Below are 6,906 nucleotides of genomic sequence, written 5' to 3' on the forward strand. Positions count from 1 at the left end.
GACCACCCAAATGGGTGCATGCATGAATACCAGATCATTATGAAGCCATCTTTCCTGCTTTCTGCCCGCCAGCAGCCTGTTTCGCTTTACTTTGATCAGCGGGCTGGAAGTGCGCCTGAAACGCATCTTTTTGAGGCCGATGCAAAAGCAGATGTGATTGTGGTTGGTGCAGGCTTCACTGGTCTTTCGGCGGCTCTGACATTGGCTGAAGCTGGCGTTGATGTGCGTGTGCTGGAGGCGCGGCATATCGGTTGGGGTGGTTCCGGTCGCGCGTGGGGACAGGTTGCGGCTTCCGCCAAATTCATGCCAGCGCAAATAGAAGCAGATTTTACTTCAGATGTTGCGGAGCGCATTAATCATGCTGCCGCGCACGCGCCCGACCTTGTTTTCGGTCTGGTCGAAAAACATGGCATGACCTGTGACGTGGTCCGCACGGGCAATCTGATTGCAGCCCATATTCCCTCGAAAGAGGCCGGTCTGGCAAGAACCGTTGAGGACCTTGTACGACGCGGATATCCGGTCGAGTTGCTGGAAGGCGATGCCTGCCGGGCTGTGACGGGTAGTCCGCGCTATCGTATAGCGCTTCACGACCGCCGCGGCGGGTCGCTCAATCCATTGGGCTATGCCCGTGGTCTGGCACGAGCGGCAATCGAGGCTGGTGCGCGTATTCATGAAGATACTCACGTTCTTGGATTGCAGCGCAACAAAAGCGGTTGGGTCGCCAAGACGAATGGTGGAGAGATAAGGGCTGACGCAGTTTTGCTTGCGACCAATGCCTTTACGAGTGACGCGCTTTTCCCATCGATAGGGCGCGAGGTTTTTCCTGTGCGCGCTTACCAGATTGTCAGTGAACCGTTGAATGAAACACAGCTCGCGACCGTATTGCCGGGTCGTCAGTCGTTAAACGATACGCGTAAGCTTTATTCCGGTATCCGCATCTGGCCGGATGGGCGCTTGCAGATCGGCATTGATGGTCCAGCTTTTACCATGGATGGGAAGGCATATGTGCGCTCTGCCATTCGCCGGATCGAAATGACATATCCGCAGCTCAAAGGCCTGAAATGGGGAGAGAGCTGGGGCGGCTGGGTCGACATGACGGTGGATGAATACCCAAAGCTCCACGCACTCGCACTCGGTCTGTGGTCTGGCTACGGTTTCAGCGGACGCGGTATCGCAATCGGCACGATCATGGGACGCGATCTGGCAGCCCACGCGTTGTCGCGGCCAAAGGATGCCGTGCATCCCGTTAGCCCATTGCAGCCTAAAATCTGGCATGCATTTCACCGGCCTTTGATCTCTGCGCTCATCAACTGGAGCAGGGTTCACGATAGAGTTTCTGATTTATTCTATTCAAAGCTTGGGAAAAACGCGGGCCTAAATAAAGCCCACTGAATTGCCGATCCATCGACTTGATGTCTAATTCCTGATTATCAACAAGGAAAGAAAATGTTTCCCATTGTCGAGTTTAACCGTTCTGAGACCCGAAGCGCTGCTTTTCTGCCTTGGGTAGACGAAGACAACGCAGATCTGTCGAAGAATGCCTTCTTCAAGCGTGGCTTTTATTACACGCGTAACGATGAACACGGCATGTTTGCAGGAGAGGCTGTCCTGCGCGCTTTCGATGGCGAGATTGCCAGTCTGCCGGTTGAATTGTTTTTGATCGTCGTTGAGGGTGAAATCAGCGTAACGGACGCCAACGGCCGTGTAACAAAGCTTACCAAGAACGAGACAGCGGCATTTCCGCGGGGGCTTCGCGCGCATTGGAAACAGGGTGAAAATACGCGTATTTTCTTTATGCTGTACAGCGGTGAGAATGCCCCGGTTGCAAATGCGGAAGAGCTGGCGGTCATTGTTCCAAAACTTGATGAGAAACTCGATGCCATCGATGGCCCCGCCGCCGATCTTATTTTGACGAGCCCCAGACCAACTGTCGGTCGCAAGGTCATATATACAAGCAACGGCGGGCATTTTTCCGTCGGCTTTTGGGAAGCCACCGCCTATACCCGCAAACTTGCTGCATTCGGTGACTACGAGTTGATGTATTTCATCGAAGGAAATGTGGAAATCACCAATGCGATCGGTGAAAGCCGCCTGTTTAAACCCTATGAAGCCTTTCTCGTTAACCGCAGCGTCTCCAATGCCTGGAAGACGACCGGTTACATCCGTAAGATTTACTGCAAGGTTCATGTGAACCCTGTCTTCTGAAAACACCCCAATTCTGCATTTTCCCAAGAAAGAAATGACAATGAACAGACGTAAACTTTTAGGCGCTGCTCCATTCGCAGCCATTGCGGCAGGCGCCGCTGCAAGCTTTGTTACGCCCGCTGTCGCGCAGACCGCTTCCGATGGCAGTACATGGGATAAGGTTACCAAGAACAAGGTTTTGCGTATTGGTGCAGCTCTCCTTGAGCCATGGTATTTCAAGGACACAAGCAATTCAGATGCGCCGGGTGCTGTTGTCATTGGCGACACGACATGGCGAGGCATTGGCCCTGCCGTTGCAAAAGAAATCGCTGATGCGTTGGACGTACGTCTTGAAATCGTTGAAACGACTTGGGGCAATGCCGTTGCCGGTTTGCAGGCCGACCAGTTCGATGCGTTCTTCATGCTCGATGCGACGCCTGCCCGCGCGGTTTCGGTTGATTTCGTGCAGACGCCGATGCTCTGGTATCCGATGGCGTTAATTGCCAAGGACGATATTGATGTCACCAACTGGGCCGATCTCAATGACCCGAAATATTCAGTCGGTGTCGCGCTCGGTACCAATTCGGATGAATATCTCAGCACGGTTGCACCGAAGGCCAATATTGCGCGCTTCCAGAACAGTGCCGAAATCTTTGCCGCCTTCCAGTCCGGTCGCACCAATGGCGGGATCATCTCGGCAGTGGCCGCAGATATTGCGCGCGCGCGCATCGGCTTTGGCAAGACCATTGTTCTCAAGCCTGCCGTATCCATCCCCGGTGGCGTTGCCGTGCGCAAGGAGCCGGATGCCCGCTGGCGTGACTTCCTGAATGTCGCGGTCTCCTATTATTACAATACCGGCAAGACGCAGAGCATCTACGAGGACTTCCTGCGCTTCCGTAAGATCGACTCGGCAACGGCAGTTCCGGTACAGCGCGAACTTTGGAAATAACAAGAGAGTTGCCCGGGTGAAAACCCGGGCACGCGTTGAAAAAAACGCATGCAGCCGAGGATATCTCGATGAGTTATCAGTGGGATTTCGGTCCCGTTTTTAGAAATTATGATCTCCTCATCGAAGGAGCCTATGGAACGCTTGTGCTGGTGGTGCTGTCGATGATCGTAGCACTGCCGCTCGGTCTTGCGCTGGCATTGCTGCGGCTTTCGCGTATCCCGTTTCTTTCGCAGGCGGCTGCGGTCTATGTCGAGATTTTTCGCGCGGCCCCTGCGATTGTTCTGATCTACTGGTTCTTCTTTGCCCTTCCGATGATCGTTGGCCTGAATTTTTCGCCGACCACAGCGGCGGTGTTGGCCGTCGGGCTGCAATCGGCAGCTTTTTTCTGTGAGGTCTTTCGTTCCGGCATTGGCGCTGTTGCCAAAGGCCAATGGGAGGCCGCTCTGGCGCTTGGCATGAAAAGGCGCTCGCTTTTCACGTCGATCATACTGCCGCAGGCCATGCGTAATATGCTGCCGATTTTCCTGACCCGCGTCATCGACCTTATCAAGACCACAACGCTGGCTTCGATCATTACCTATGGAGAGATCGTTTACAAAGCTTCGTTGATTTCCTCACGCACCTTCCGCCCTATCGAAACTTTTACCGTGCTCGGTGCCATTTTCTTCGTGGTGATTTTTATTCTCAGCATGATTTCGCGCGGGTTCGAACGGCGTCTTCAGAAGGCACATATCCGATGAATTATCGCTGGGATTTCTCGTTTCTGCTCAATTACAAGCATGTGCTAATCGAAGGCCTGCTGAATACGATCTATCTTTCGCTGACCGTTCTTATTTGCGGGCTTGCACTGGGCGTGATGCTGGCGATGGCCCGCATTTCGCGATTTGCTTTCCTGCGGGTATTTGCGGCGATTTACGTGGAATTGTTGCGCAATCTGCCGGCGCTTGTTCTACTATTTTGGTTCTATTACACTATTCCGGTGCTGACAGGCATACAGAACGGTCGCTTCCTCACTGCGGCAGTTGCCTTTTCGCTCTATTCGGGCGCTTATTTCTGCGAAATTCTTCGCGGCGGTGTCCAATCCATCGACCGTGGACAATGGGAGGCCTCGACCGCGCTTGGCATGTCTGAAGGTTCGGTATTTGGCAGTATCATTTTGCCTCAGGCGATCCGGCGCACATTGCCCGCTTTGACAAACGAGGCCATCGAAGTCGTCAAAATCAGTTCGGTCGCCGCCACCATCGCCTATCCAGATGCGCTTTATCAGGCGAAGCTTATCAGCGATACGGAATATCGCCCAGTGGAAGCCTACAGCGCCATTGCCGTGCTGTTGACGGCCATCGTTCTTGTGCTGAGTGGCTTGTCCTATGTGCTGGAATACAAATTTCGCAAGTCGAGTTGAGGTGTCTCATGAGCATGATTGCCGCCAAAAATATCCATAAAAAATTCGACACGCGCGATGTTTTGAGAGGCATCAACCTTGATATCAACGAAGGCGAAACCGTTGTTCTGCTTGGTGCGAGTGGCTCGGGCAAAAGCACGGTGCTGCGCTGCATGAACTTTCTGGAAATGCCCACTTCAGGTGAAATCCACCTGAACGACAAGCGTGTCGGTACGCCCGATTCAAAGGGCAGTATGCAATATTCGCAGGAAAATTTGCGGCATCTTCGTCAACGCGTCGGCATGGTGTTTCAGCAGTTCAACCTTTTTCCGCATCTTTCTGCGGAAGAAAACGTAATGATTGCGCAGCGCAAGGTATTGGGGCGCAGCAGGGCGGAGGCCAGTGAACGTGCCCATTATTACCTTGAAAAGGTAGGCCTGGTCGAAAAAATCAAGGAATATCCCTCACGCCTTTCCGGTGGTCAACAGCAGCGCGTGGCCATTGCTCGTTCGCTGGCGATGGAGCCTGATGTCATGCTGTTCGATGAAGCGACATCCGCGCTTGATCCCGAGCTGGTCGGTGAGGTTCTCATGACCATGAAGAGCCTTGCAACAGAGGGCATGACTATGCTGATCGTCACGCATGAACTGGGTTTTGCCTATAATGTCGCCAATCGCATCGCTTTTCTGCACGATGGCAAAATTATCGAGGAAGGCACACCAGACGAAATTCTGATGCATCCGCAAAACGAAAGGACGCAGGCCTTTCTGCGTGGGCATACAACATTCCGACTTCCGTCAGCCTGACGCTTTTTTCTGAGTAATCTGGTGAGTATAGCGGCACTGCCCACCCATCGCAGCAACGGGGCGGAGATATGAGCAGACATATAGCGGTTATCGGGGCAGGTGCAGTTGGTATTGTCTGTGCGCTGGAATTGTTGCGCTGCGGCCACAAGGTTACGGTGATCGAGCCGGATCGTCCCGGTGGGGAGCAGGCGGCAAGCTATGGCAATGCGGGCTGGTTATCCACCCAGTCCATCTTGCCTCCTGCCATTCCGGGCGTCTGGAAAAAGATTCCATCGTATATCGCTGATCCACTTGGTCCATTAGCCATCCGTTGGTCTTATTTGCCAAAAGCATTGCCATGGCTCCTGCGCTATCTGCGTGCGGGCTGGACATGGAACCAAGTTGAGAAAACGGCGCAAATTTTACGCCCGTTGCTGGCCGAAGCGCCACAATTGCATAAAGCGCTGGGCCATGAGGCGGGGGTGGGGCATCTGATCGCCGAAGGTGGTGTGCTTTGCGCCTATACGGATCGTTCTCATTTTGAAGAAGAGGCGCTTGCATGGGATATTCGTGCGCGTGCAGGTATCAGATGGCGAGAGCTCTCGGGGCAAGCGGTTTACGATGAGGAACCGGCCTTACCGCCACGTTATCGTTTCGCTGTCGCCGTTGATGAGGCCGGACGCTGCCGGGATCCGGGTGCTTATGTTTCCGCTCTCGCCAATTTTGCGAGGGCAAGAGGTGCGGTATTTGAAACAGCCACTGCGCGTGATTTTCGGTTTGAAAACAACCGTCTCCAAGCTGTTGTGACAGATCGCGGTGAAGTCATTTGCGATAAGGTCGTCATTGCTGCGGGTATAGGCTCGGGCAGGTTGGCCAATTGCCTTGGCGACTGGCTGCCGCTTCAGAGCGAGCGCGGTTATCACGTTACGGTTGAGGGCAGTTCTTCGGGGCTCAACACAGCTTTCATGGCATCGGATGCCGGGATGGTGGTACAGCAGATGGAATCTGGTCTGCGCGCTGCCGGGCAGGTCGAAATTGCCGGAACGGATACTGCACCGGACTGGCGGCGCGCAGAAATTCTGAAACAGCATCTTGCGAGGCGTTTCCCGTTGCTAGAGCTGAAAAAAACGCGCTTTTGGATGGGGCATCGTCCATCCATGCCGGATGGGCGACCCTGTATCGGTTTTTCTCCCCACTCACGGGATATTGCCTATGCCTTGGGACATGGACACGTCGGAATGATGGCATCGGCCAGAACGGGGCGGATCGTGGCTGCGCTGCTTTCAGGACAAAAGCCGGAAATCGATATTGAGGGTTTTGCAACCGACCGCTTTGGCAAGCATGCCAGAGCATGAACAGCTTATCGTTAAAAGGTCATAATTTGTTTGAGCTTGGTGTTTCCGGTATTGATGCGGCATCCAATTTCCTCCATGGCTAACCTCATGAATTCATTGGCATGTTGCAGTTTAAAATAGAATGTACCCCCGTTATACACATTGTTTTAGCAAGTTAAAGTTGCGACGTTCCCAGCAGATTACAGATGCGACAGGTGCTGACGTTCAGCCCCCATTCCGAGAGGCTGGTCGGGGTTGCAAACGAGGAATGGG

Annotated in this window: 7 protein-coding genes; all 7 read left to right on the forward strand. The window is 53.7% G+C overall.

The window, feature by feature from the left end; all coding sequences use genetic code 11:
• The first annotated feature begins 39 nt into the window (after positions 1-39).
• The 7 genes from QSJ70_RS26585 (at position 40) to QSJ70_RS26615 (ending at position 6,654) form a co-directional block, all read left to right on the forward strand.
• On the forward strand, positions 40-1,392 hold the full coding sequence (locus tag QSJ70_RS26585) for an NAD(P)/FAD-dependent oxidoreductase (RefSeq protein WP_285541135.1): 1,353 nt from the start codon (positions 40-42) through the stop codon (positions 1,390-1,392).
• A gap of 54 nt (positions 1,393-1,446) precedes the next feature.
• Complete coding sequence (locus QSJ70_RS26590; protein ID WP_285541137.1) at positions 1,447-2,205, forward strand: cupin domain-containing protein; 759 nt, start codon at positions 1,447-1,449, stop codon at positions 2,203-2,205.
• Positions 2,206-2,245: 40 nt separating this feature from the next.
• Positions 2,246-3,133 (forward strand): transporter substrate-binding domain-containing protein, encoded by an 888-nt coding sequence (locus QSJ70_RS26595; RefSeq protein ID WP_285541139.1) that lies wholly within the window; start codon positions 2,246-2,248, stop codon positions 3,131-3,133.
• A gap of 68 nt (positions 3,134-3,201) precedes the next feature.
• On the forward strand, positions 3,202-3,873 hold the full coding sequence (locus QSJ70_RS26600) for an amino acid ABC transporter permease (RefSeq protein WP_285541141.1): 672 nt from the start codon (positions 3,202-3,204) through the stop codon (positions 3,871-3,873).
• Entirely contained in the window at positions 3,870-4,535 is a 666-nt protein-coding gene (locus QSJ70_RS26605) for an amino acid ABC transporter permease (RefSeq protein WP_285541143.1), read from the forward strand. Before QSJ70_RS26600 ends, QSJ70_RS26605 begins: the two co-directional genes overlap by 4 nt.
• An 8-nt stretch (positions 4,536-4,543) precedes the next feature.
• On the forward strand, positions 4,544-5,320 hold the full coding sequence (locus QSJ70_RS26610; protein WP_285541145.1) for an amino acid ABC transporter ATP-binding protein: 777 nt from the start codon (positions 4,544-4,546) through the stop codon (positions 5,318-5,320).
• A 68-nt stretch (positions 5,321-5,388) separates the two neighbouring features.
• Positions 5,389-6,654, forward strand: a complete 1,266-nt coding sequence (locus QSJ70_RS26615; RefSeq protein ID WP_285541147.1) for an NAD(P)/FAD-dependent oxidoreductase — start codon at positions 5,389-5,391, stop codon at positions 6,652-6,654.
• The last annotated feature ends 252 nt before the right edge of the window (positions 6,655-6,906 follow it).

It is taken from the genome of Brucella sp. NBRC 12950 (assembly GCF_030268145.1).
Classification (GTDB): Bacteria; Pseudomonadota; Alphaproteobacteria; order Rhizobiales; family Rhizobiaceae; genus Brucella.

Coding starts and splice junctions, on each gene's coding strand:
- QSJ70_RS26600 (WP_285541141.1), top strand. CDS start 3,202: ATGAGTTATCAGTGGGATTTCGGTCCCGTTTTTAGAAATTATGATCTC.
- QSJ70_RS26615 (WP_285541147.1), top strand. CDS start 5,389: ATGAGCAGACATATAGCGGTTATCGGGGCAGGTGCAGTTGGTATTGTC.
- QSJ70_RS26590 (WP_285541137.1), top strand. CDS start 1,447: ATGTTTCCCATTGTCGAGTTTAACCGTTCTGAGACCCGAAGCGCTGCT.
- QSJ70_RS26605 (WP_285541143.1), top strand. CDS start 3,870: ATGAATTATCGCTGGGATTTCTCGTTTCTGCTCAATTACAAGCATGTG.
- QSJ70_RS26595 (WP_285541139.1), top strand. CDS start 2,246: ATGAACAGACGTAAACTTTTAGGCGCTGCTCCATTCGCAGCCATTGCG.
- QSJ70_RS26585 (WP_285541135.1), top strand. CDS start 40: ATGAAGCCATCTTTCCTGCTTTCTGCCCGCCAGCAGCCTGTTTCGCTT.
- QSJ70_RS26610 (WP_285541145.1), top strand. CDS start 4,544: ATGAGCATGATTGCCGCCAAAAATATCCATAAAAAATTCGACACGCGC.